The 23,805-nt window shown below is 45.4% G+C and carries 17 protein-coding genes; all 17 read right to left on the minus strand.

Annotated features, from left to right (window positions below; translation table 11 throughout):
* Window positions 1–15: 15 nt before the first annotated feature.
* The 17 genes from AC3ITG_RS27575 to AC3ITG_RS27655 all read right to left on the minus strand — a co-directional run bounded on the left by AC3ITG_RS27575 (window position 16) and on the right by AC3ITG_RS27655 (window position 23,625).
* The gene (locus tag AC3ITG_RS27575) at window positions 16–858 is read right to left on the minus strand and encodes a carbohydrate ABC transporter permease (protein WP_063566566.1); all 843 of its coding nucleotides are present in this window, start codon (window positions 856–858) and stop codon (window positions 16–18) included.
* A 14-nt stretch (window positions 859–872) separates the two neighbouring features.
* Complete coding sequence (locus AC3ITG_RS27580; RefSeq protein WP_053780124.1) at window positions 873–1,769, minus strand: carbohydrate ABC transporter permease; 897 nt, start codon at window positions 1,767–1,769, stop codon at window positions 873–875.
* A 59-nt stretch (window positions 1,770–1,828) separates the two neighbouring features.
* Window positions 1,829–3,115 carry an ABC transporter substrate-binding protein gene (locus AC3ITG_RS27585; protein WP_413373654.1) on the minus strand — a complete coding sequence of 429 codons (1,287 nt, stop codon included), beginning with the start codon at window positions 3,113–3,115 and terminating at the stop codon, window positions 1,829–1,831.
* A 26-nt stretch (window positions 3,116–3,141) separates the two neighbouring features.
* Window positions 3,142–5,472: a glycoside hydrolase family 65 protein gene (locus AC3ITG_RS27590; protein ID WP_489251928.1), complete on the minus strand. Its 2,331-nt coding sequence runs from the start codon at window positions 5,470–5,472 to the stop codon at window positions 3,142–3,144.
* 156 nt (window positions 5,473–5,628) lie between these two features.
* Window positions 5,629–6,645: a LacI family DNA-binding transcriptional regulator gene (locus tag AC3ITG_RS27595; protein ID WP_413373658.1), complete on the minus strand. Its 1,017-nt coding sequence runs from the start codon at window positions 6,643–6,645 to the stop codon at window positions 5,629–5,631.
* 213 nt (window positions 6,646–6,858) lie between these two features.
* Window positions 6,859–7,188 carry a cytochrome o ubiquinol oxidase subunit IV gene (gene cyoD, locus AC3ITG_RS27600; protein WP_063566561.1) on the minus strand — a complete coding sequence of 110 codons (330 nt, stop codon included), beginning with the start codon at window positions 7,186–7,188 and terminating at the stop codon, window positions 6,859–6,861.
* Complete coding sequence (gene cyoC / locus AC3ITG_RS27605; RefSeq protein WP_489251929.1) at window positions 7,189–7,809, minus strand: cytochrome o ubiquinol oxidase subunit III; 621 nt, start codon at window positions 7,807–7,809, stop codon at window positions 7,189–7,191.
* Complete coding sequence (locus AC3ITG_RS27610; protein WP_063566559.1) at window positions 7,810–9,780, minus strand: cbb3-type cytochrome c oxidase subunit I; 1,971 nt, start codon at window positions 9,778–9,780, stop codon at window positions 7,810–7,812. It lies immediately after the preceding gene.
* 21 nt (window positions 9,781–9,801) lie between these two features.
* On the minus strand, window positions 9,802–10,755 hold the full coding sequence (cyoA, locus tag AC3ITG_RS27615; RefSeq protein ID WP_489251930.1) for a ubiquinol oxidase subunit II: 954 nt from the start codon (window positions 10,753–10,755) through the stop codon (window positions 9,802–9,804).
* Window positions 10,756–11,072: 317 nt separating this feature from the next.
* The gene (locus tag AC3ITG_RS27620; RefSeq protein ID WP_489251931.1) at window positions 11,073–11,336 is read right to left on the minus strand and encodes a hypothetical protein; all 264 of its coding nucleotides are present in this window, start codon (window positions 11,334–11,336) and stop codon (window positions 11,073–11,075) included.
* A 396-nt stretch (window positions 11,337–11,732) separates the two neighbouring features.
* Window positions 11,733–13,079 carry a GH1 family beta-glucosidase gene (locus tag AC3ITG_RS27625; RefSeq protein WP_489251932.1) on the minus strand — a complete coding sequence of 449 codons (1,347 nt, stop codon included), beginning with the start codon at window positions 13,077–13,079 and terminating at the stop codon, window positions 11,733–11,735.
* A gap of 16 nt (window positions 13,080–13,095) precedes the next feature.
* Entirely contained in the window at window positions 13,096–15,477 is a 2,382-nt protein-coding gene (locus AC3ITG_RS27630) for a glycoside hydrolase family 95 protein (protein WP_489251933.1), read from the minus strand.
* A gap of 268 nt (window positions 15,478–15,745) precedes the next feature.
* Window positions 15,746–17,443, minus strand: a complete 1,698-nt coding sequence (locus tag AC3ITG_RS27635; protein WP_489251934.1) for an ABC transporter substrate-binding protein — start codon at window positions 17,441–17,443, stop codon at window positions 15,746–15,748.
* A gap of 319 nt (window positions 17,444–17,762) precedes the next feature.
* Window positions 17,763–19,466 carry an ABC transporter substrate-binding protein gene (locus AC3ITG_RS27640; RefSeq protein WP_489251935.1) on the minus strand — a complete coding sequence of 568 codons (1,704 nt, stop codon included), beginning with the start codon at window positions 19,464–19,466 and terminating at the stop codon, window positions 17,763–17,765.
* A 382-nt stretch (window positions 19,467–19,848) separates the two neighbouring features.
* The gene (locus AC3ITG_RS27645; RefSeq protein ID WP_489251936.1) at window positions 19,849–21,537 is read right to left on the minus strand and encodes an ABC transporter substrate-binding protein; all 1,689 of its coding nucleotides are present in this window, start codon (window positions 21,535–21,537) and stop codon (window positions 19,849–19,851) included.
* A 186-nt stretch (window positions 21,538–21,723) separates the two neighbouring features.
* On the minus strand, window positions 21,724–22,626 hold the full coding sequence (locus AC3ITG_RS27650; RefSeq protein WP_489251937.1) for a carbohydrate ABC transporter permease: 903 nt from the start codon (window positions 22,624–22,626) through the stop codon (window positions 21,724–21,726).
* A 15-nt stretch (window positions 22,627–22,641) separates the two neighbouring features.
* On the minus strand, window positions 22,642–23,625 hold the full coding sequence (locus AC3ITG_RS27655; protein WP_489251938.1) for an ABC transporter permease: 984 nt from the start codon (window positions 23,623–23,625) through the stop codon (window positions 22,642–22,644).
* Window positions 23,626–23,805: the final 180 nt, after the last annotated feature.

The raw sequence follows: 23,805 nt of genomic DNA on the forward strand, positions 1-23,805 counted from the left end.
TATTCATACGGACGATTAGCCCTTGATTGCAGAAGAGATGGAAATGCCTTCAATAAAGTATTTTTGTGCAACAAAGAACACAAGGAGTGGCGGAAGCATAATCAGCATCGTTGCAGCCATTAGCATGTTCCATTCCACGTTATAAAGTCCTTTAAACATTGACAAACCAAGTGCCAGCGTATACTTCTCACTGGAGTTCAGATAAATGAGTGGTCCCTGGAAGTCATTCCATACGCCCATAAAGGTAAAGATCGATACGGCAATCAGTGGCGGCATGGACAGTGGCAGCATGATTTTGGTGAAAATCTGCATTTTATTTGCTCCGTCTACAAAAGCGGACTCATCGAGATCACGCGGAATACCGCGCATGAACTGGCGAATCAGGAAGATGTTAAACGCTCCGCCCCCGAAGAATGCAGGGATAATGAGTGGTAAAAATGTATCAACCCAGCCGATTTCCTTAAACATGATGAACATCGGGATCATCGTTACCTGCGAAGGCAGCATCATCGTCGCCAATAGCACCAGGAACAGCGTGCGTTTGCCGCGGAAGTTAAACCGGGCGAAACCATACGCACATAGGGCAGACGAGAATACGGTACCGACTAATACCGGAATCAGAATAATCAGCGTATTTTTCAAAAATGTAAAAAACGGGATGGCCAAGACGGCATTTTTATAGTTAGACCACATCCATACAGCCGGGAAAAAATCATCTTTGAACACCTCGGCAGGTGTTTTAAGAGACGTTGCAAACGTCCATAACAGCGGGATCAGCACGACGGCTGCACCAGCGATAAGCATGAGCATAGAGAATAGTTTCGAGTAGACCGGTTTCCGTGTCGTTGCTTGATTCATCATTTGTCCTCCTCTCAATCCTTTTCGTTATCGCCCTGGTAATAGACCCACATCGAAGAACTGCGGATGACCAGCAACGTAAACGCCAGAATGATGATGAACAATACCCAGGACAATGCCGAAGCATAACCCATTTCAAAATCGGTAAAAGCTTTATTGTACAAATACAAGTTATAGAACAAGGTCGAGTTAAGCGGTCCCCCGTTGGTCATAACAAATGCTTGTGTAAAATACTGGAATCCGCCGATGATACCCATAATCACGTTGAAGAACACCGTTGGGGAAATCATAGGTAATGTGATGTTGAAAAACCGTTGAAACGGTCCCGCTCCATCCAGATTGGCAGCTTCATACAGCTCTTCGGGAACTCCCTGCAAGCCAGACAAATAAATGATGATCGTGTTGCCGACGCCCCACAAACCCATGACAATCAGTGCACCCAGCGCATAGCTCGGATCTTGAAGCCAAGCTGGCCCCTGTACGCCGAAGAAGGCAAGCGCCCGGTTCAGAATGCCGTATTCCGGATTGAAAATCATAATCCACATCATCGATGCCGCTACAGCCGGAATGACGGATGGCATGAAATAGATCAAGCGGAAAAATTTCATCCCTCTGTTCCGCATATTCAGCAGCAAGGCGATAAGCAGTGATGCCACTTGATACAGCGGTACGGATACCAGAGCGAAAATAAAGGTAACTTTCAACGATTGATAGAAAAGCTCATCATGAAACATCGTTTTGAAGTTATCCAGACCGACCCATTCAATCGATTGTACGCCGGTAATAATATCCCATTTGCTAAAAGCCAGCAGCAGGGAGAATAACATTGGACCAATGGTAAAGAGCAACAAGCCTATAAGCCAGGGCAATATGAACCAATACCCGGCACGCTCGGATTTAGAATTACGCATAGCAGCCTCCTTGATGAAGAGGGTGAATCAGCATGGCCGCCGACTCACCCGCATGGTTTTTACTTGATTTTGCTGTCAACGTTCTTCGCAGCTTCATCCAGAGCGCCTTTGACATCCTGTTTGCCAAGCAGCACTTTTTCCAGCGCCTTGGTGAATTCTTCAACAAACACAGGACCGTTTGTAGAACGCATGGTTACCGGTTTTTTAGCATAATCCATCATTTCGATGACTGGTTTGTCTGCTACTTCTTTGGCTTTGACTTCGTCTAGTTCTTTCACAGTCGCTGGTAATACTTTACCGTTCGCAGAGCGAAGCTTCTGTGCATCTGTACCCGAGAGCCACTTCACCAGTTCGTAAGCCGCTTCTTTATTTTTACCTGCTGCGTTGATAGCCCAACCCGCACTTGCGATGATGCTTGAACGAGTACCGTCCGTATTTTGTGGAATAAGTGCAGAACCATATTGAACATCGGATTTGTCGAGATCACCTTTGATCCAACGACCTGTAATCATCATGGCAAGCTTGTCTGTCATGAACATCGATGAATCTCCGCCAAGCGTCTCGGAATCCAGTGGCGTCGGGGATACACGGCTATCTCCTTGAGACCAGGAAACATATTGATCCATTGCCGCTATCGTTTTTTCACTGTTCATGTAACCTTCTGCAGCTGTTCCATCCTCATTCGCGATGTCTGTACCGTAATCCCACAGGTACGTATAGATTGGATATTCCCATTTGCCGGCGTTGAATCCGAATTGAGTATATTTTTTTCCATCTTTTTTAGTCAGTTTCTGTGCAGTTGCAATCATGTCATCCCATGTCCATTCATCTGTTGGATAAGGGATTCCCGCTTCATCAAACATGCGTTTGTTGTACCACAGAGCAAGTGGGTTGAAATCTTTAGGCAAGTAGTATTGTTTGCCTTCGATTTTCATATTTTCAATGAGATCCTTTTGGAAAATATCCAGATTAAACGCAGTGTCTTTGCTCAAATAATCGTCGAGTGGCTCAATTACACCTTTATCAACGTATTTGTAGTAGTCGCCTTCACCAACCAGGAATACGTCTGGTGCCTGACCTGCTGCCAGAGATGTAGTGAGTTTTGTTCCATAACCTTCACTTGGAATAGGCTCAAACTTCACTTCGATATCCGGGTGTGCAGCATTGAACTCTTCCGCAAGCTTCACTTCATCCGCACCGGAGTTGACATCTCCCCATACGGAGAAGGTGAGTTTTACTTTTTCTCCTTTTCCGCCTTCCGCGCTATTACTTCCACCTGAAGAACACGCGGATAACACTAATACCAAAATCAGCATCATGACCAAACTTGCGGACCCTTTTTTCATTTGAATGACCTCCACATGGATTTATATTAAACCAAGGTTTGAAACCGTTTGCTGAAAGTAACTTGCTGACCGGACAGAAGGAGAGAAATTTCTTCCTCTGCATCACTCTCGATTAGAATACCCTCGGACGTGATTGTGATATGCAACAGCTGGTTTTGCCAGTAAAGCGGGAATTTCAGACTGCTCCAGGACTCTGGCAGCTTTGGATCGAGATGAAGCTGGCCATCCAACATACGAACTCCGGCAAATCCCATCACAACACATTCCCAGATTCCGCCCAGAGAAGCTGAATGGATGCCTGCATCCGAAGAGTGCATATGCGGTCCCAGATCAATCTCGGACGCCCGGCGGAACAGATCATATGCGAGCGGACGATTACCGAAGTCACTGGCAAGGATACTGTGCGTCGACAAGGACAATGAGGAATCATGCAATGTTTTTTCCTCGTAGTAGTCATAGTTCGCACGTTTGATAGCGGGTTCAAATTTATTCTCAAGCAGGAAGAATAGCATCATGATGTCAGCCTGCTTCGAAATTTGCATTTCACCAACCTGATCCAGGTTGTAGTCATTGAAGATGCTGGCGACTTTCGTCTGATTTTTATAAGGGGTAAGATCAATGACTTTCTTCTGCAAGTAGGTATCATCTTGTGGAATAAGTCCTTGTTCATTCGGCCCTGGCAGATACATTTGATCCAGTCTGTTCCATGCTTCCCGAGCAGATGTCAGGTCAAGCTTCGCAGACAATGCTTTGAGCAACTCAGGTTTCTCCTGCTGAAGCTTTTCATAATATTGAATGGCCAGTTCCATATTGAAGTGAGCCATATGATTGGTGAATGCATTGTTGTCCACATGCTCCTTATACTCATCCGGTCCAACAACCTCATTGATGTGATAGCGGCCTTGGGCCTCATCCCACTCCAGACGGCTGGCCCAGAATGTGGCTGTATCAAAAATGATCTCGTAGCCATATTGATCCATGAACGCCTCATCGCCTGTAGACTGGACGTAATGCCAAACGGCATAAGCGATGTCAGAGGTAATATGCTGTTCAATGAAGCCGGACCAGATCTTCGTCTGCTCTCCGGTTACGATATCTACATCTCCCCATACCGGTGTAACTTCGCCATCTTCGATCCAGGCTGCTTCCCACGGATACATGGCTCCTTCGAATCCGTTCTCCTTGGCCTTGCTTCTAGCTCCATCCAACCCCTGATATCGATATTCCAGCAAGGATCTTGCGATCTTGGGATTGCTGTAGATGAAGAATGGAAGGATGAAGATTTCCGTATCCCAAAAGGAATGTCCCTTGTACCCTTCACCGCTTAATCCTTTCGCCCCGATTCCCATACGATTATCATGAGCAGGTGTCATAATGACGAGGTGATAGATGGCGAAACGGATGGCAAGCTGGTCATATCCACTTGTGCTGTCCACTTCAATGTTGTACGTGGACCAAGTATCCGCCCAGGCGTTAGCGCTTTCACGAAATAGCTGATCATACCCTTTTTGCGACTCTTGCTTCAACTCCGTCAGTGCAGATTCACGCATTTGCTCCAGTGAATATCCACCGTTGTTGTACACCAGATCGCGGCTGGTATGCACATTCGAGATTTTTTCCAGTGTTACCGATTGTCCGGCTTCCACGGTTACTGTGCCTTCGATGCCAACCTTGCGGCGTCCCATCGTTTGACGCAATTCCGGCTCAACCTTTGCACCATTCAGCTGCCAGTGGTGCACCGTATTGGTTACAAAATCAACAGCCGATTGTGTCGTCGTTGACGTCATTTGGATATAAGTCTTTTCAAATATCCGTTTTTCGCCTTCCGTGAAATGCTGCGCACCCGAGTTCGTCCATTGTCCATTAATACCGGATGCAATGTGAACACGCGCTTGACCATCCAGTGGCTTGATGCTTACAGATGAACCAACCAGATGACGGTTACTCAAGGAAACAAAGCGACGGAATTCAAGTTCAAAGCTTTCTCCTGTCGGGCTCTGCCATACCACGTTACGGGTCAGCTCACCGTTCTTGAGATTCAGTTGACGACTGTAGCTGATCGTTCTTCCTTTTTCCAAGCTGAAGGTTTCCCCATTCAGGGTGATTGAAAGTTCCGTTACATCCGCTGCATTAGGGAGTTCTGTTACCTCATGCTCGTCAAACTTATTGAACGTTCCGGCTACGAACCAGTTCCGCACCTGTCCAACATAATTTTCGTCCGTTGCCGAGCGAAGTCCCATGTAGCCGTTTCCAAGTGAGAGCACAGCTTCGCCTTTCCCTTGATGAGCCGGATCAAACCCGGTTTCAGTTACCAGCCAGTTACTCCATTCTCCTTGTCCTGCATCATATTTCAGCAATGTGTATTCCCCCTATGTCTATCTTATGTTGTATCCGAAACGTTTTGGATTTGAGTGAAAATAATACCGAAACGTTTCGGATTTAATAAAACATTTCGGTTCTCTCTTCATCTCGTTCATTTTGCAATCCCTCGCGAACCGTATTCTCAGCTAAACTCAGCGACCTGGTTTGGCTGTCGAGGATCTCAAAACCAATTCATTTTGCAAAATATTAAATTTGGGGCTGTCTTCCGATCTCAGCATGCCCATCAGCAGGTTTGCAGCTTCATGTCCCAACTGATACATGTTCTGTCCGATGGTGGTGAGTGGTGGTTGAAAATATGCGGCTGTTGGAATGTCGTCAAATCCCACTACAGACAATTCATCTGGTATAGAGATGCCTAGTTCATTCGCAGCCTTCATTACACCCAGAGCCATCATGTCGCTTGCACAGAAGATTGCGGTAATTTCCGGATAAGCCTTCAACAACTCTGAAGCTTGCTGCTGTGTTTCTTCTTCCGTGAAATTCCCGTTTACGATCCATTCAGGCTTCAAGCTCAACCCTGCATTTCGCATTGCATCGGAATATCCTTCATAGCGCTCCTTGGATACAAAAGCCTCGGGGTACCCGTTCACCATGGCAATCTGCCGATGACCCAAACCAATAAGGTGCTCTACAGCAGTCTGTGCACTTTGTTTGTGATTCGTTGATACAAAACCAACATACTCACTGTGAATGGGTATATCAATCAATACACAAGGAATGTCACTATCCAATACTTCCTGCAAATACGGATCATCCGTCTTCACACCCTGAAGAATGACACCATCCACTTTTCGTTCCCTACACAGCTGTGTGTACGTTTTCATCTTTTGCTTCGCTGTATTTGTGCTGAACAAAATCAGATCATAATCCGAATTGGCAGCGCTATCATTAATACCGCAAAGCACTTCGAATACAAAGTTGTTATCGATGTTTTTGTACGTCATGCCTGATACGAGCAACCCCAGCGTTTTGGTTTCCTTCATGACCAGGCCTCTCGCTAGACCATTTGGACTATAGTTCAGGGTTTCGGCGGCTTCTTTTATCAGTTTGCGCGTACTATCGCTGACGTCCGAGTACCCATTCAGAGCTCTGGATACGGTCGTAATCGAAAATCCCGTCATTTGTGATATGTCTTTGATTGTAGCCAATTGCTTTCCTCCAAAACGTTTCGGATTACTTATATTTCTGAGTATACGGATTCGAGAGAAAAAATCAAGAACTTTTTTCGACATTATTTTCGCCTTTTTATATCTCATGCGTCCCTTCCCTTATTCTGCCCGCATTCAGGATGAAAAAAGGGTAAAAAAAAGATCTCCCGACTTTTAAATAAAGTCGGGAGATCCCTACCTATTGCATAAAACTTAATGTGCAACTGTATTGTTCAACATGATCCAGATGGAACCAATAACGATGGTCATCATGATCAACAGACCAAAGATCAAAGCCATTACATTCCAACGCGGCTTCTCCGATTCACGGATATGCATGAAGAAGAAGAGTTGAACCACAAACTGAAGTGCTGCTGTTACCAGAACGACACTCAGCGTTGCTGTTCTGCCCATCATGTCATTCAGAACCACTACCAAAGGAACAATGGTCAGGACAACGGACAGAATGAAGCCGATGACATAGGACTTGAGTGAACCATGCTGTTCGTGGCCATGGGATTCATGTGAGTTATGCTCTGCCATCTACATCACCCCCATCAGATAGACGATCGACAGGAGGAAAATCCAGACGACGTCCAAGAAGTGCCAGTACAAGCTGATTACGTTGATTTTACCGCGAGTAACATCGGTAATTCCACGTTTTTTCAGTTGAAGCATCAATCCGATCATCCAGATCAGACCGAGCGATACGTGAAGCCCGTGAGTTCCCACAAGGGTGAAGAATGCACCAGAAGCTGCACTCGTTGTATAACTGAACCCTTCATGAATCAACTCAATAAACTCCGTTACTTCCAGGGCGATAAAGCTCGCACCCAGAACAGCTGTAACTGCCAGCCAGCTGATCAATTGCTTCACCTTGCCCTGATTCATGGCAAGAACCGCAAGTCCACTTGTGAATGAACTTGTGAGCAAGATAAATGTCTCGGCAATAACGCCAGGCATTTTGATCAGTTCAGACAATACAGGTCCGCCCGCCGAATTGTCACGCAACACAATAAAGGTTGCGAACAACACGGAGAACAGGATAACGTCGGAAATCAGGAAGAACCAGAATCCGAGTATTTTCAATTCTTGCGGGTCATGGTGACCATGGTCATGATCATGTGCATGGTTATGACCGTGCTTCGCGGCTGCTTGAGCCATTTATACCGACCCCCTTAACGACGCTTCGGTACGCTTAATTTCGTCAACCGGAATATAATAATCCGTATCGTATGAGAATGAACGAGCGATCATGCAAATCCCTACGCCAGCGAGTCCAAGAATCGCCATCCACAGCCATCCGAATACAAAGCCGAAACCGGCAACGAACCAGCATATAGACATGATGAACGGAATCGCGGAATTTTTAGGCATATGAATCGGCTCAAGCGGCTGTTCAGGTGGATAGATGCCTTTGGCACGACGTTCTTTCTCTTCCCACCACTCATCAATATCATCTCCGCGCGGTGTAATGGCGAAGTTATATTCAGGAGCAGGTGAAGGAATCGACCACTCGAGCGTACGACCACCCCAAGGGTCGCCAGATGCTTTGAGTGTTTTGTATTTCCGAATGCCGTCTGCGATTTGTGCTACCTGGAACAAGAATCCGACACCCATCAGGAAAGCCCCGATTGTGGATACAAAGTTAAGTTCCCACCAGCCGGTATCCCAGCCATAGGTGCTCAGACGACGTGTCATACCCATCAAACCGACAGCGTACTGCGGCATGAAGCAGACATAGAAACCGATATTCCAAGTCCAGAAAGCCCATTTACCCAGTTTTTCTGGCAGTTGGAATCCAAACATTTTAGGCCACCAGTAGTACAGACCTGCAAAGTATCCGAATACTACACCACCGATCAACACTTGGTGGAAGTGGGCAATCAGGAAGTAACTGTTGTGGAACTGGAAGTCAGCAGGTGCCACGGATAACATAACCCCCGTCATACCCCCGACGATAAAGCATGGAATAAATGCAAGTGTCCATAGCATCGGGGTATCCATGCGTATCCTTCCCCGGAACATGGTAAACAGCCAGTTAAAGATCTTAACCCCTGTTGGTATGGCTATCAACATCGTGGTTACGGCGAAGAATGCATTAACGTCTGCTCCCGAACCCATCGTGAAGAAGTGATGCGCCCATGTAAAGAAGGACAGGAAGCTAATGATCAGCATCGCAAATACCATTGATTTGTAACCAAACAATTTTTTCTTCGAGAATGTACTTACAATCTCGGAGAACACACCGAATGCCGGCAAGACAACGATATATACCTCAGGGTGACCCCACATCCAGATCAAGTTGATATACATCATTGGATTACCGCCCAGATCAAGTGTGAAGAAATGCGCCCCCGCAAACCTGTCGAGGAAGAGCAATGCAAGTGTCACTGTCAAGATTGGGAATGCAAACAGAATGATAATACAAGTGGAGAATACCGACCATGTAAACATCGGCATTTTCATCCATTTCATGCCTGGCGCACGCATTTTAATGATGGTAACCAGGAAGTTGATACCGGTAGCCAGGGAACCGATACCCGAAATCTGAATACCCCATATATAGAAGTTTTGGCCCACCCCCGGGCTATGCGATAGCTCCGATAAAGGCGGATAACTGAGCCAGCCTGCGTCCGGTGAACCACCGATAACGAAGGACAGGTTGAACAGCATTGCTCCCAGGAAGAATAACCAGAAGCTTAGTGCATTAAGGAATGGGAACGCAACGTCCCTTGCCCCTATTTGAAGCGGTACAATAACATTAAATAAACCGAACATAAACGGCATCGCCATGAACAGGATCATGATCGTACCGTGAGTCGTAAAGACCTGATTATAATGCTCGGGATGTAAGAAATCCATGTTAGGCATAGCTAGCTGAAGACGCATCATCAGTGCATCCACACCACCACGGAAAAGCATGATAATGGAAGCAATAATATACATAATACCGATCTTTTTGTGATCGACGGTAGTTAACCAGTTACGCCAGAGCCAGCCCCATTTTTTGAAATAAGTCAGCACCGCTACGATGGTAATCATCGTAATTCCGATCGCCACGTCCGCACCATAAATCAGCGGATCACCGGTAACGAAAAACTCCGATGCAAACTCCTTAAGTCTCTCTAACATTGGGGGCCTCCTTTCGAATCTTTAGTTAGCACTCTTGTCCACGTCTTGCGTAGTAATCTCTTTGGCACCTGAAGCTTCACCGTGCTTGCTGTGAGCACTTTGACCGTCAATAACATACTTGGTCACGATGTCTTGGAACAGTCCTTCAGGGAAGGAAGAATAATAAGCTACATTGCTTGTTCCCGGTTCCGCCAGTGTTTTATACGTTTCTTGCGTCAGCGGTTGGGATTGTTGTTTCACTTCAGTCACCCATTTGTCGAAGTCTTCCTCCGATGTAGCATTGACGTCAAAACGCATTTGGGCGAAGTGTTCCCCGGTAAAGTTGGCACCTGAACCCCAATATTGACCTTCATGATCAGCTTGCAAGTACAAGGTCATCGCCATACCCGACATTGTATAAATCTGTCCACCAAGCTGCGGAATCCAGAACGAGTTCATCGGTGAATCCGCGGTGAGCTCAAATTTTACGGGCCGGTCTGCCGGGATATTCAACGTGTTGACCGTTGCAATACCTTGCTCCGGATACATAAACAACCATTTCCAGTCCAGTGAAGATACTTGAATGGTCACCGGTGCTTTCTCGGAAGCCAATGGCTTCGAAGGTTCCAGATCATAGGTGTAGCGAATTGTTACAACCGCCAGCAACCCAATAATAATAATCGGAACGGTCCACCAGATAGCCTCCGCTTTAGTGCTATGAGACCAGTTAGGCTCATAAGCAGATTTATTGTCCGGTTTGTCGCGGTAACGCCATACAATTACAGCAGACAAAATCAATACAGGCACAATAACGACTGCACACAGAATTGTCGAAATGACAATCAAATCTCTCTGCGAAGCGCCAATAGGCCCTTTCGGATCCAGAACAACGTACTGCCCGCCTGCCAGCATTGGCCAGACAATCAATGCAATTGTAACCAACGTCAGGACAACCGGAATGATTATCCGAATTAGCGACCTAGGTTTCTTGTTCATCTTGATCCCCTCTCCTTAAATTCGCTCATACTGAAAAAACAGTATACTACTCTCTTCCTTCTAAAGATATCAGAAATGAGCAACTTTTTTGTTCATGTTAACAAATTTGTCGATTTTGCACCTTAAATGTGTGAATTTTTTCTCACAAATCACTTGCACACTTGATATTTCCTCATTGTAATCTTTACACTTCAAGTCACAAAATAAAACCCTTTGCAGTCCCGTTGAACAGTATCAACGAATCCGCAAAGGGCTTTATTGACTGGGATTCCGGGTGCTCATCCAGTCTTATTATGAACGAATTAACGCAAGATTATTTAATCGGCGCCTTCGTCTTCCCGGCGTGTATGAACAAGTCCAATCGATTTGGCAATTACATAAATAAATACACTACCGACCAAGAAACCAATACCCACCATTAATCCGAGGTTACGATCATTAAAATCATTCAGGTTGATCAGGCACATGATTACTCCCGTAATGAGGGCAATCCAAGCCAGAACTGTCATCGTTAACACTGCACGCCGCATATTTTTATCTTTGCGATCCAATTGGCTTACCATTGCTGTCTTCGATGCCATAGTAAACACTTCCTTTTCCCTTTTTGTAAGTGCTTTCCTTATACCAATATACCACATCAGTATGATTTTTAGTCAACAAATGTTCAAATTTATTTCGCAATTTGGACACTTTATTTGTATTTTAACTGTTGACAAGAACCAGATCACTTCTTCTTACTTCTTATAACCCAAAAACGCTCTTTTCATAACATGAAACAGCCTAGACCTTATGAAACCTTCATGAACATGTAAGTCCTAGCTGAAAATAAAACAATAAAAAAGACGGTGCTTCGGATTACCGAACCACCGTCTTTATTCTGATTACCACGTATGTTCCTACATTTAACAATTGAACTAACGTTATTACTTTTTATGTCAGGTTTCAGAACACTTCTTCCTAAACATTGAAATTAAAGCCTAAATTCGAGTTTCCAACCAATTATTTTTGATCACATTTTGATACCAGTAATAGCTTTCTTTAGGTGTTCTGACCAATGAACGGTAATCCACATGCACAAGACCAAAGCGCATACGGTATCCTTCCGCCCACTCAAAGTTATCCATCAGAGACCAAGCCATGTAGCCTTTCAGGTTGATCCCGTCGTTGATAATCCGATGAATTTGGGCCAAATGCTGCTCATAGTATGCAATCCGGCGATCATCATTGATTTTTCCGTTTTCCAAATCATCATTGATGCAAGCACCATTTTCTGTGATGTAGACATCCACATTCCCGTATTTTTGCAAGTAATGCATGAACTCATACAGTCCACGTGATTCCACAGGCCAGCCAATATCAGTCTTGGTAAGTCCCATATCGACCTCTTCGGATTGCAATGCACCCGCCTCTGGATTGAAACGATTGATTCCCATGGTGTAGTAGTTAATTCCAAGAAGATCAATGGGCTGCGAGATAATTTCCATGTCGCCTTCCTGAATCGGCACTGTGGCACCTGCTTTTTCAAACCAGTCAACCATAAATTGTGGATACGATCCTTTGTAGATCGGATCTAGGAACCAATCCGTATTCAGAGCAATTGCCCGATCACAGGCTGCCTGATCTTCTGGAGATTTGCTGTAAGGCTCAGCCCAGCATACATTGGGTGCAATACCAATCTGTCCTGTTGTATCCAAGCGACGGAACGACTGAACGGCTTTACCGTGAGCAACGAGCAGTCCGTGAGCAACATTAATGGATGTTTGCAGGTCCTTATTTCCTGGTGCATGAATGCCAAGCAAGTTGGACAGAAACGCAATACACCATGGTTCATTGAAAGTCAGCCAGAAATTAATTTTACCGGAAAACTCCTTGAAGATGACTTCAGCATATTTTACAAATGCATCCACCGTCCTGCGATTGCCCCAACCTCCGATATCTTCCAACGTCTGGGGCAGGTCCCAATGATACAGCGTACAGAAAGGTTCGATTCCCGCTTCAAGCAACTTATCCACGAATCGATGATAGAAGTCCAATCCTTCACGATTGATCTCGCCATCTCCATCAGGAATAATACGCGGCCAGGCGATGGAGAATCGGTAGGTGTTGATCCCAAGCTTTTTCATCAGCTCGATGTCTTCCTCGTAACGGTGGTAACTGTCACATGCCACATCACCATTATCTCCATTGAATACTTTGCCGGGCGTACGGGCAAACGTATCCCAGATGGATACCCCGCGTCCGCCTTCCTGCGCTGCACCTTCAATTTGATAGGAAGCTGTAGCTGTTCCCCAGCGGAAATCTTGTGGAAATTGAAAAATCGTCATCGTTTACTCCTCCGTCTCATGATGACACGCAGATCGTCTGTCCTGCGGTCATGGTTAAAATAACTACATAATCACCCTGAGGTGTAAGCTGCGCCTTAGCCTGATCGTTCCCTTCCACACGCAGTGGGTATGTGCTCCGAATGGTTATCGAGCCATCGTGATCAGCCTTGATTTCGGCGCTTGAGAGTCTGCTATCTGTCCACTCAATTGCCACCGTATATGCACCTCGTGCCCGAAGCCCCTTCACACTGCCACTGGCCCAGTACTCAGACAGCGCTGGCAGCAGATGTAATTCACCCAAATGGCTTTGTAACAACATCTCGGCGATCCCCGCAGTGCCACCAAAGTTGCCATCGATCTGGAACGGCGGATGATCATCGAACAGATTAGGATGCGTGGATCGAGCCAGCAGTGTACGGACAAACTGATGTGCGAGCTTACTATCCAGCAACCTCGCATACAGATTGATCAACCAAGCACAGCTCCAACCTGTATGCCCGCCACCTTGTGAGATGCGACGTTCTAGTGACACTCGCGCTGCTTCCACCAGTTCAGGCGTATCCAGTCGGTTGATCTGCTCCCCCGGATACAGACCATACAGATGGGAGACGTGACGATGCCCCGGTTCGGATTCGGCAAAATCCTTAAACCATTCCTGCAGCTGCCCCTCGCTTCCGATCTTGAATGGATAGAGTTTGCTGCGTGCCTCGCTCCACTCATTCGCCAGTTGCTGATCCACATCCAGCTGTTTGGTTGCCTCAATGCATCGATCGAACAACTCACGAATCAATGTCATATCCATAGTCGAAGCCATGGAGATGCTGCGAGCCTCACCTTCCTCGGTGAGAAACTTGTTCTCTGGAGAGGTTGATGGAGCCGTAACCAGATATCCGTCCGGTCCCTCCACCAGCCAGTCGAGACAGAAGAGTGCCGCTTCCTTCATGATTGGATACGCGCGTTCCGCGAGGAATTGCTGATCACGGGTAAACAGATAATGCTCCCATAGGTGTGAAGTCAGCCACACACCGCCCATCGGCCAGAACGCCCAACTTGCGTCTCCGCCTGTAGGCGTGGATGTCCGCCAGATATCTACATTATGATGGGCTGTCCAGCCGCGCGCTCCGTACAAAATGCGTGCCGTCCTTCTCCCGGTATCGCTTAGATCCTCCAACAAGCCAAACAGTGGCTCATGGCATTCACTCAGGTTGCATACTTCTGCTGGCCAGTAATTCATCTCGGTATTGATGTTAATCGTGTAATCACTGTGCCAGGGCGGCTCCACCTGATGATTCCAGATTCCCTGCAGATTGGCAGGCTGACTTCCCTTTCGTGAACTACCCATTAATAGATATCTGCCATATTGAAAATAGAGTGCCTCCAGACCGGAATCATTGGCTCCAGCCTGGTAAGCTTGCAGTCGCTCATCAGTAGGCAATGCTTCATTCGCTGATGCGCCGAGATCAATAGATACTCTGGAAAATAAAGTCCCATGATCCATCACATGGCGCTCCCGAAGTACTTTCATGCCATGAACCATCGCTTTAGTGATTACCTCCCTGCACTCCTGATCCAGAAGCACACCATCTTTAACAGGCGCCACATCATAGCCTTCAAAGGCGGTCACCGCTGCCAGATAAAAAATAACCTGGTTAGCTCCCTGAATATGAAGTCTCCCGTCCATAACCGATATTTCGGCATTCTTGCCCGTCACAGTCGCGGCCAATCGCATAGCATAAGCCGTTCCCCGATCTTCTTCGTAGATGACAGACTCCGGATGATCCCTGAAATAATTCGATTCAACATGACTTGGACAGCGACTGAACAGTGTAAGTGCATCGCCCGAAGCCTGAACGTTATAAGGATGTGGACTGTCCAACGTAACGCTGACGTTTACAGATCCCTCATGATCAGCAGTGATGGTACAGACCATGAGATCATCCGGCGCACTGGCATATACTTCACGTACATAACGAATGCCTTTATATGAATACTTCGTCGTTGTAATGCCGGTGTGGAGATTAAGCTCCCGCTCAAATTCATCGTACGGGATCCCATCCAGTTCATCGTGCTGCAACTTAAAGTGGCCCATCGGCTGATAAGCTTCCACATCCCGTCCCAACATTTCGCGATTCAGTAATTGTTCAGCTTCGCTATATTGCCCGGACATAATCAGTTCACGGGTCTGCTTCAGATACCGCTGACTGCTGTACTGAATGGTGTCGCGTGGAAATCCGGACCACAATGTATCTTCATTTAGCTGGATTTGTTCATCCGCTGCTCCGCCGTACACCATACCGCCAAGGCGACCATTGCCGATAGGCAACGCCTCTTCCCAGCGAGTAGCGGGCTGACGATACCACAGACGATTTTCTTTTGTTCTCTCATTAAATGGGGACATAGATAACTCCTATTCATGAATCAGCTGTTTTTTAATTATTACTAAAACGTTTTCGGTATAACTAAATAACCAATATAAATACTGTTTTACTTGCTCGAAATCCGCTTACCTACAAGGCTAAATCGTCGTTCATCTGAAAGTGCTTACAGTAAGAAAATTATATTTGATTTTGAAATTTGCGTCAATGTTAAACATCACATGGACAGCAAAAAAAGACCCTTGCTCAGGGCCTTTTTTTGTATATCCGCCTATTCAATTAAAACATAAGTTATTTTACGTCTTTACCTGTCCACAGGGAAACACGATCCTTAACCCAAACAGTGTACTGTTTCTCCATTTCGACTGCGCCAGCTTTATCCAACTCGGCGAGGAAATCATCGTATACTTTATCAAAGTTCGCAGCTGTAGTCAGAACAGCTTCAGGAATACGTTTGCGCACGATATCCTGTGTTTTTCGGAACGTTACCTCATAATCTGTACCTGAAGGTACAGGCATGTTGTATGCTGCGCCCCAGTCTTTCAGTTGCAAATCATCTTCAGAAGGATAGAATTCTTTCCATGTTGTAATGCCATATGCTTTCAACGTTTCTTTCTCTGCCGCAGTATAACCAGCCTGAATCTGCTCAGGGAAGTTCGTTGTGTAATAGTTATCCGTGGAATCTTTCACGCCATCACCGTATCTCGCACTAAACACACTATACATACCGATTCCTGTTTCTTTAGTGAAGTTGGAGTTGTCATTGGTTTTACGATCCTGGATATCTTGAGGAATCACCCGTTGACCATCTTTTACATTGTAGTGTTCGCCTTCAATTCCCCAGTTTCTCAACACTTGACCTTCGTCCGAAGCGAGCCAGTCCATGAATTTGATAATGCGAACCGGATCTTTGGCAGAAGTTGTAATCCCGATGCCATATCCGTCAAATCCGGTTGGCTGGAATGTATGGTCCACAATGTCCTTGTTCAGGGATACAGAGAAGTGAGCATATGTGCTGTCATCTTTGCCCGCTGATTTGAGTGCATTTTCTGCTTCTTGATAATTCCACTCCTGGTCAATCAGACCGAGTACGCGACCACTTGCGATTTTGGATTTATATTGGTCATCCTTTTGGACAAATGTATCTTTGTCCAGCAGTCCTTCATTGTACATTTTGTTCAACCAGCGGAAGTATTCTTTCTCCTCTGGACGTTTGTAGTGCAACATCGCTTCATATGTTTCAGGGTTGATGTAATATTCTCCATCATCCGGTGCTCCAGTTGCCTGGAAGGCCGGGTTCGTTACTGTAATCATAATCTTCCAATCATCTGCATTCAGCGTCAATGGAATGGTCGGCTGACCGTCAATCGTTGGGTGATTTTTCACATATTCTTTCAATACATTCTCGTAATCCTCAAGTGTTTTCACTTCAGGGTATCCGAGCTCTTTAAGTACTTTTTGCTGAATTTCAAATCCGCCTGTTGCGTCAAACGCAACATTATCAACACCCATATTTGTTGGGATTGTATAAATGGCCTGATCTTCCGAACTGTATTTCAGACGGTTCATCTGGTCCCCATATATTTTTTTCAGGTTTGGAGCATGCTCCTCAATCAGATCCGTCAGGTCAAGCATCGCCCCTGCATCTACTAGTTTAGACAAGTTACCTTTTGGGAAAACAATATCAGGGTACTCACCGCTAGCCGCCATAAGTGCAATTTTCTGGTCTCCACCATTGTTTACATCATACTCTGCTTCAATCGTAACGCCTGTTTGCTTGGTAATCTCTTTACCGACTGCATCCTGCATCTTGTTCCAGGTTGGACTCGCATCCGCACCAAAGAATGTGAAAGTAACCGGATCGGTTCCACTGGACTCCGAGGCTTCTTTACTTCCCGAATTTCCGCAGCCAGCTGTAACCAGCATTGCACTTGCGAGCATCAACATTGCAAACGTCTTGGGTGTATTGCCTTTCATTTTGCCTCTCATTGTCTAGTCCCCCTATTATTTATGAAGGTTTTATCTGTATAACAGGTTTTAAGCCTGAGGATACCGCTGTAAGACGCATTTCTGTATGCGCTTACTAAAAAATTAAATTTGCACTCTTTTTTATCAAATCTAAAACTCATGAAAACTCTCTTCCAACATCCGTAAAACGTTTTCGGAAAATAATTTAAAACGCTTACTGAAAGTGCTTACATTAATGATTATATGCTATCCTCCCCCTTTCGTCAACAACAAAAAAGGCCCCTTTCAAGGGACCCATTTCGCTTTGAAAATGATCGTTTATATTGACTTATTTTCAGTATTATTTCACGTCTTTACCTGTCCACAGAGCTACACGTTCCTTGATCCAAACGGTGTATTGTTTCTCCATCTCTACCGCACCTGCTTTATCAAGCTCTGCCAGGAGATCATCATACACTTTGTCGAAGTTCTCAGGTTTGGCAAGGATAGCTTCAGGAATACGTTTGCGGACAATGTCCTGTGATTTCTGGAACGCTACGTTATAATCCGTATCCGAAGGTACTGGCATGTTATATGCTGCGCCCCAATCTTTCAGCTTCAAGTCGTCTTCAGAAGGATAGAAATCTTTCCACGTTGTGATGCCATAGGCTTTCAATGTTTCCTTCTCTGCGGCAGTATAACCTGCTTGGATCTGCTCAGGGAAGTTCGTTGTGTAGTAGTTACCTGTGGAATCTTTAACACCATCGCCATATCTTGCGCTGAAGATGTTATACATACCGACTCCTGTTTCTTTGGTAAACGCAGAGTTGTCATTGGTCTTGCGGTCCTGTACATCCTCAGGAATGATACGTTGGCCATTTTCCACTTTGTATTGTTCGCCTTCAATCCCCCAGTTTCTCAGCACCTGGCCTTCATCCGAAGCGAGCCAATCCATGAATTTGATAATACGTACTGGGTCTTTTGCAGTTTTGGAAATTCCGATGCCATATCCATCGAATCCGGTTGGTTGGAACGTATGATCCACAATATCCTTGTTGAGGGATACAGAGAAGTGAGCGTAGGTATTCTCGCCATTTTTAACTGATTTCAAAGCATTCTCAGCTTCACCATAGTTCCATTCCTGGTCAATCAGCCCCAGTACCCGACCGCTTGCGATTTTGGATTTGTATTGATCGTCCTTCTGCACAAATGTATCTTTGTCGAGAATGCCTTCATTGTACATTTTGTTCAACCAGCGGAAGTATTCTTTCTCCTCTGGACGTTTATAGTGCAGCACCGCTTCATACGTTTCAGGATTAATGTAATATTCACCGTCATCCGGGCCTCCTGTTGCCTGGAAGGCTGGATTCGTTACCGTAATCATAATCTTCCAGTCATCTGCATTCAGCGTCAGCGGAATGGTCGGCTGTCCGTCAAGTGTTGGATGTTTTGCATAATATTCTTTCAGAACTTTCTCGTAATCCTCAAGCGTTTTTACTTCTGGGTAGCCAAGTTCTTTCAATACCTTTTGCTGAATCTCGAATCCGCCTGTAGCATCAAACGCAACATTGTCTACACCCATGTTCGTTGGGATCGTGTAAATGGACTGATCTTCCAAACTGTATTTCAGACGGTTCATCTGGTCCCCATAGATTTTCTTCAGGTTTGGTGCATATTTGTCAATCAGATCTGTCAGGTCAAGCATCGCGTCTGCATCCACAAGCTTAGACAAGTTACCTTTAGGATAGATAATATCAGGGTATTCACCGCTGGCAGCCATCAAAGGTATCTTTTGGTCGCCACCATTATTCACATCATACTCGGCTTCAATTGTAACACCTGTTTGTTTCGTAATTTCTTGGCCGACTGCGTCCTTCATGTTGTTCCAGTTTGGACTTGCGTCAGCACCAAAGAACGTAAAGGTGATTGGACTGGTCGTATCCCCTGTGTCCGTTGGTGTCTCTGAAGCCGTAGTTCCTCCTCCGCTACCACTGCATCCTGCTGTAATGGCAAGAGCGCTTGCTAACAGAAGCATTGCGAATGTTTTTGGTGTTTTTCCCTTCATGTGTAATCCCCCTTATGGATAAAATGAAGCTATCTATTGTAGAACAGGCTGACCTGCACATACCGTAATTGGGTGATTCTCATTGTAAAACGTTTGATTTTATAACATAAAAAGCGTTTTCTAAATGAAGTGAAAAACACTCATTCTATCCAGTAATTCGAGGAACCAATCCTTACTCTTTTTGACTGAAGAGAATCGTGTACACGCCTTGATAAATTAGCAATGAAAGTGCTTTCATATTTGAATAATAATCCCTCTAAAAGTCCTTGTCAATAGTGAATTCACAAAATTGAAAACGTTTTTCGGAAAACGTTTTAGGTATAAAAAAGAACCCAGTTTCCTGGGCCCTTTTTTTCGAAAAAACTAAGTCTGCTGAAATGCATTACTTGCTCTCTTCACCGCTCCACAATTGAACACGGCTTTGTACCAACTCGGTGTATTGTTTTTCCATGTCCTCTGCTCCTGCTTTGTTAAGTTCAGCAATCATTCCGTCATAGATGGCATCAAATTGCTCTGGAGAACTGAGGATTGCTTCTGGGATCCGTTTACGGATAATATCCTGTGTTTTTTGGAAAATAACGTTGTAATCCGAGTCACCTGGAGTCGGCATATTGTACGCTGCTCCCCATGATTTAACTGGGAACTCATCTTCACTTGGGAACAGATCTTTCCACGTTGTTGCGCCGTATGCTTTGAGTGTCTCTTTCTCCGCATCGGAATAAGCCGCTACAATCTGCTCAGGGAAATTCGTTGTGTAATAGTTATCCGTGGAATCTTTAACGCCATCTCCATAGTGACCAGACATATTGGTATAGAGGCCAATACCTGTTTCTTTCTGGAATACGGCAGCATTATTCGTTTTTTGGTCCTGAATATCCGCCGGAATCACACGTTTGCCATCTTTCACTTCGTACTGCTTACCTTCAATACCCCAGTTCATCAGCACTTGACCTTCCTCAGAAGCTAGGTAATCAAAGAATTTAATTGTACGAACCGGGTCCGGATTCGATGTTGTAATCCCTACACCCCATCCAGATACAAACCCAGGGTCCTGGAAGGAATGATCCTTGATATCTTTAGACAGAGTTACCGGGAAGTGTGAATAGGTCGCTTCATCTTTGCCCGCTGCTTTCAATGCGTTCTCCGCATCGGAATAACCCCAATCCTGGTCAATGACGCCCAGTACACGTCCACTTGCAATTTTGGATTTGTATTGATCCGTTTTCTGTACGAAACTGTCCTGATCAAGCAGTCCTTCTGCGTACATATGGTTCAACCAACGGAAATACTCTTTCTCTTCCGGACGTTTGTAATGCAGACTTGCCTCAAATGTCTCAGGATCAATATAGTACTCGCCGTCATCGGGAGCGCCTGTTGCAAAGAAGGCCGGATTTGTTACCGTAATCATGATTCTCCAGTCATCTGCGTCCAGGGATAACGGAATCGTTGGTTGACCGTCAATCGTTGGATGTTTCTCCTTATATGCCTTCAATACATTTTCGTAATCCTGGAGCGTACGCACTTCAGGGTATCCCAGCTCTTTCAGTACACGCTGCTGAATCCCAAATCCGCCACCTGCATCAAAATACTTCTGGTCTACCGCATAATACGTAGGTAGTACATAAATCCCTTGATCTTCGTTGCTATATTTCAGCCGGTCCATGTAATTACCATACAGCTTCTTCAGATTGGGAGCATATTGCTCGATCAGATCAGTCAGATCGACCATTGCCCCAGCATCCACGAGCTTGCTTAGCTCTCCTTTGGGTGACACGATATCCGGATAGTCTCCGCTTGCTGCCATTAAGGATACTTTATCCTGACCACCACTGACGGCAAACTCACCGTTAAGGGTTACTCCCGTTTTCTCTGTAAGGACCTTCCCCACTTCATCCTTCATACCGTTCCAGTTCGGACTGGGATCGACGCTAAAAAAGTCAAAAGTAATCGGAGACGTATCACCGCTAGTGTCCTTAAACGACGTTTCGCCGCTGTTTCCTCCACCGCAACCTGCGAGCAAAGACATCGCAAGCACTGGAGCCAGTGCAATCTTCATTTTGTTACTTGCCATAATGGTAATCCTCCCGTTTCATATGTCTGTCTATCCGGGACTTTTTTGTCCCTGTCTATAGCTTCATGAATGCCACTCCGCAGCCCTATACGGTGAAGCGCAGGCCAAATGGCTGCGCTTCGGGCATTCTGATGCTTCTTTTATTATACGGCCACTCTATCTATGTGGCGGCCTGTACAAACTTGCTTAAGCTTTTACTGCACCCAATGTCATACCACCTACAAAATACTTTTGCAGGAATGGATACACAATCAGGATTGGAACCGTAACAACGATCGTGATCGCCATTTTGATGGATTCCGGTGAAATCTGTGTCATCTGCTGTGCCATGTCATTGGCGTTACGTCCGGCTCCAGAGCCTTGCTGTGTACTTTGCAGTACTTTCATCAGCTCGTACTGGAGCGTGGTCAGATGCGCCTTCGAACCATTATACAGGTACGTATCGAACCAGGCATTCCACTGGCCTACAGCCAGGAACAACGCGATGGTTGCAAGTACCGGTTTACAGAGCGGCAAAATGATTTTGTAATAGATCTTAAAGTCATTCGCACCATCCAGCTTTGCTGATTCCTGCAATGCATACGGCAGGCCATCAATGAAGGAACGGATAATGAACACGTTAAACGCACTGATCATACCTGGCAATACATATACCCAGAATGTACCGATCAGGTTTAGGTCACGCATCAGGATGTACACCGGAATCAGACCACCGGAGAAATACATCGTGAGTGCAAGTGCAGTAGAAACAAACTTTCTCAACTTAAAGTCAGGACGACTCAGTGTAAATGCGATCATTGAGGAACTGATCAAGCCGAGTAACGTACCTACAAGCGTACGTAGAATGGATACCTGCAAACCTTGCAGCAATCCATCGTATTGGAAAATCGTTTTGTAGTTTTGCAATGTGAAATCACGAGGCCACAAGTAAATTCCACCACGTACGGTATCTGTCGAGTTATTGAGTGAGATAGCCAGTACGTTCAGGAATGGATACAGTGTTACAATCAGCACCAGGGTCATCGCGAGGATGTTGAATATATCGAACAGCTTATCGCCCCGAGTAGCATTGAATGCTTTGTTCGCCATAATGTCGTCCCCTCCCTACATGATGCTTTCTTTGGTGAATTTTTTGAACAATCCGTTCGCTGTAAACAGAAGGATGATACTAACAACGGAGTTGAATATGCCTATGGCTGTACCATACGAGAATCGTCCCATATTCAAACCATAATTAAGTGCGTATAGATCAAGGACTTCCGAGTAATCGGTCACCAGACTGTTGCCAAGCAAGAACTGCTTCTCGAAACCGATACTGATCAGATGCCCGATCGACATAATGAAAAGTACGGAAATCGTGGTCCGTATGCCAGGCAACGTAATGTGCCACATTTGTCTCCAGCGGTTTGCTCCGTCTACCCGGGATGCTTCGTAAAGCTCCTGGTCAATACCGGTAATGGCCGCCAAATAGATGATCGCATTCCAACCGGTTTCCTTCCACATATCTGAAGCGGTTACAATGTACCAGAACAAGTTCCCCTTCGCCATGAATTGGATTGGCTGATCGATAATGTTTAGGTTTACCAAAATGTCATTGATAATCCCACCATCGGTGGAGAGCATCTTGGTAATAATCCCTGCCACTACGACCCAGGATACAAAGTGAGGCAGATATGATACCGTTTGCACTGCGCGCTTGAAGAACATGCCTTTCATCTCATTTAAGAGAATCGCAAAGAAAATCGGCACGATAAAACCGATAATCAGTCCCATCAAGCTCATTGCAAGCGTATTTCGAAGTACTAGATAGAAGCGATCATCGCTGAACAGCTCTGCAAAGTGTTTAAAACCAACCCACTGTTGATCGCCGAACGATCTGGCCGGTTTATAGTTTTGGAAAGCCATCGTCCATCCCCATAGTGGCAGATAGTTAAATACAAAAACCCAAACTACGAATGGCAATGACATGAGATAGAGATACTTTTGCTGTTTCATACTGTCCCAAACTCTGTTCCGCCGTTTTTGTGTTGGCGGATTGGGGTCACTGCTTTTTTTCGCGGAAGCGGATTTTTCTGTTAGCGTTTCCATCTCCGTTCCCCCTCCTCTGATTTATAAAATAATCATACCTGATAGAGCGTTTTCAAAATACCAGCTGGATTTTAGAGAAAATCATATGAAAATTAGATATCCCCCTATAAAATCCGATATTATATCTATAAAATTAGTGATAATGACGCTGTTTATTATTAATCATTGAAATTAAAAGGG

It is taken from the genome of Paenibacillus sp. GL_099_B (genome assembly GCF_057835695.1).

Bases quoted from the DNA above. Each gene is read 5' to 3' on its own strand.
- AC3ITG_RS27575 (WP_063566566.1), bottom strand. From the start codon at position 858: ATGAATCAAGCAACGACACGGAAACCGGTCTACTCGAAACTATTCTCT.
- AC3ITG_RS27580 (WP_053780124.1), bottom strand. From the start codon at position 1,769: ATGCGTAATTCTAAATCCGAGCGTGCCGGGTATTGGTTCATATTGCCC.
- AC3ITG_RS27585 (WP_413373654.1), bottom strand. From the start codon at position 3,115: ATGAAAAAAGGGTCCGCAAGTTTGGTCATGATGCTGATTTTGGTATTA.
- cyoD (WP_063566561.1), bottom strand. From the start codon at position 7,188: ATGGCAGAGCATAACTCACATGAATCCCATGGCCACGAACAGCATGGT.
- cyoC (WP_489251929.1), bottom strand. From the start codon at position 7,809: ATGGCTCAAGCAGCCGCGAAGCACGGTCATAACCATGCACATGATCAT.
- AC3ITG_RS27610 (WP_063566559.1), bottom strand. From the start codon at position 9,780: ATGTTAGAGAGACTTAAGGAGTTTGCATCGGAGTTTTTCGTTACCGGT.
- cyoA (WP_489251930.1), bottom strand. From the start codon at position 10,755: ATGAACAAGAAACCTAGGTCGCTAATTCGGATAATCATTCCGGTTGTC.
- AC3ITG_RS27620 (WP_489251931.1), bottom strand. From the start codon at position 11,336: ATGGCATCGAAGACAGCAATGGTAAGCCAATTGGATCGCAAAGATAAA.
- AC3ITG_RS27625 (WP_489251932.1), bottom strand. From the start codon at position 13,079: ATGACGATTTTTCAATTTCCACAAGATTTCCGCTGGGGAACAGCTACA.
- AC3ITG_RS27630 (WP_489251933.1), bottom strand. From the start codon at position 15,477: ATGTCCCCATTTAATGAGAGAACAAAAGAAAATCGTCTGTGGTATCGT.
- AC3ITG_RS27635 (WP_489251934.1), bottom strand. From the start codon at position 17,443: ATGAGAGGCAAAATGAAAGGCAATACACCCAAGACGTTTGCAATGTTG.
- AC3ITG_RS27640 (WP_489251935.1), bottom strand. From the start codon at position 19,466: ATGAAGGGAAAAACACCAAAAACATTCGCAATGCTTCTGTTAGCAAGC.
- AC3ITG_RS27645 (WP_489251936.1), bottom strand. From the start codon at position 21,537: ATGGCAAGTAACAAAATGAAGATTGCACTGGCTCCAGTGCTTGCGATG.
- AC3ITG_RS27650 (WP_489251937.1), bottom strand. From the start codon at position 22,626: ATGGCGAACAAAGCATTCAATGCTACTCGGGGCGATAAGCTGTTCGAT.
- AC3ITG_RS27655 (WP_489251938.1), bottom strand. From the start codon at position 23,625: ATGGAAACGCTAACAGAAAAATCCGCTTCCGCGAAAAAAAGCAGTGAC.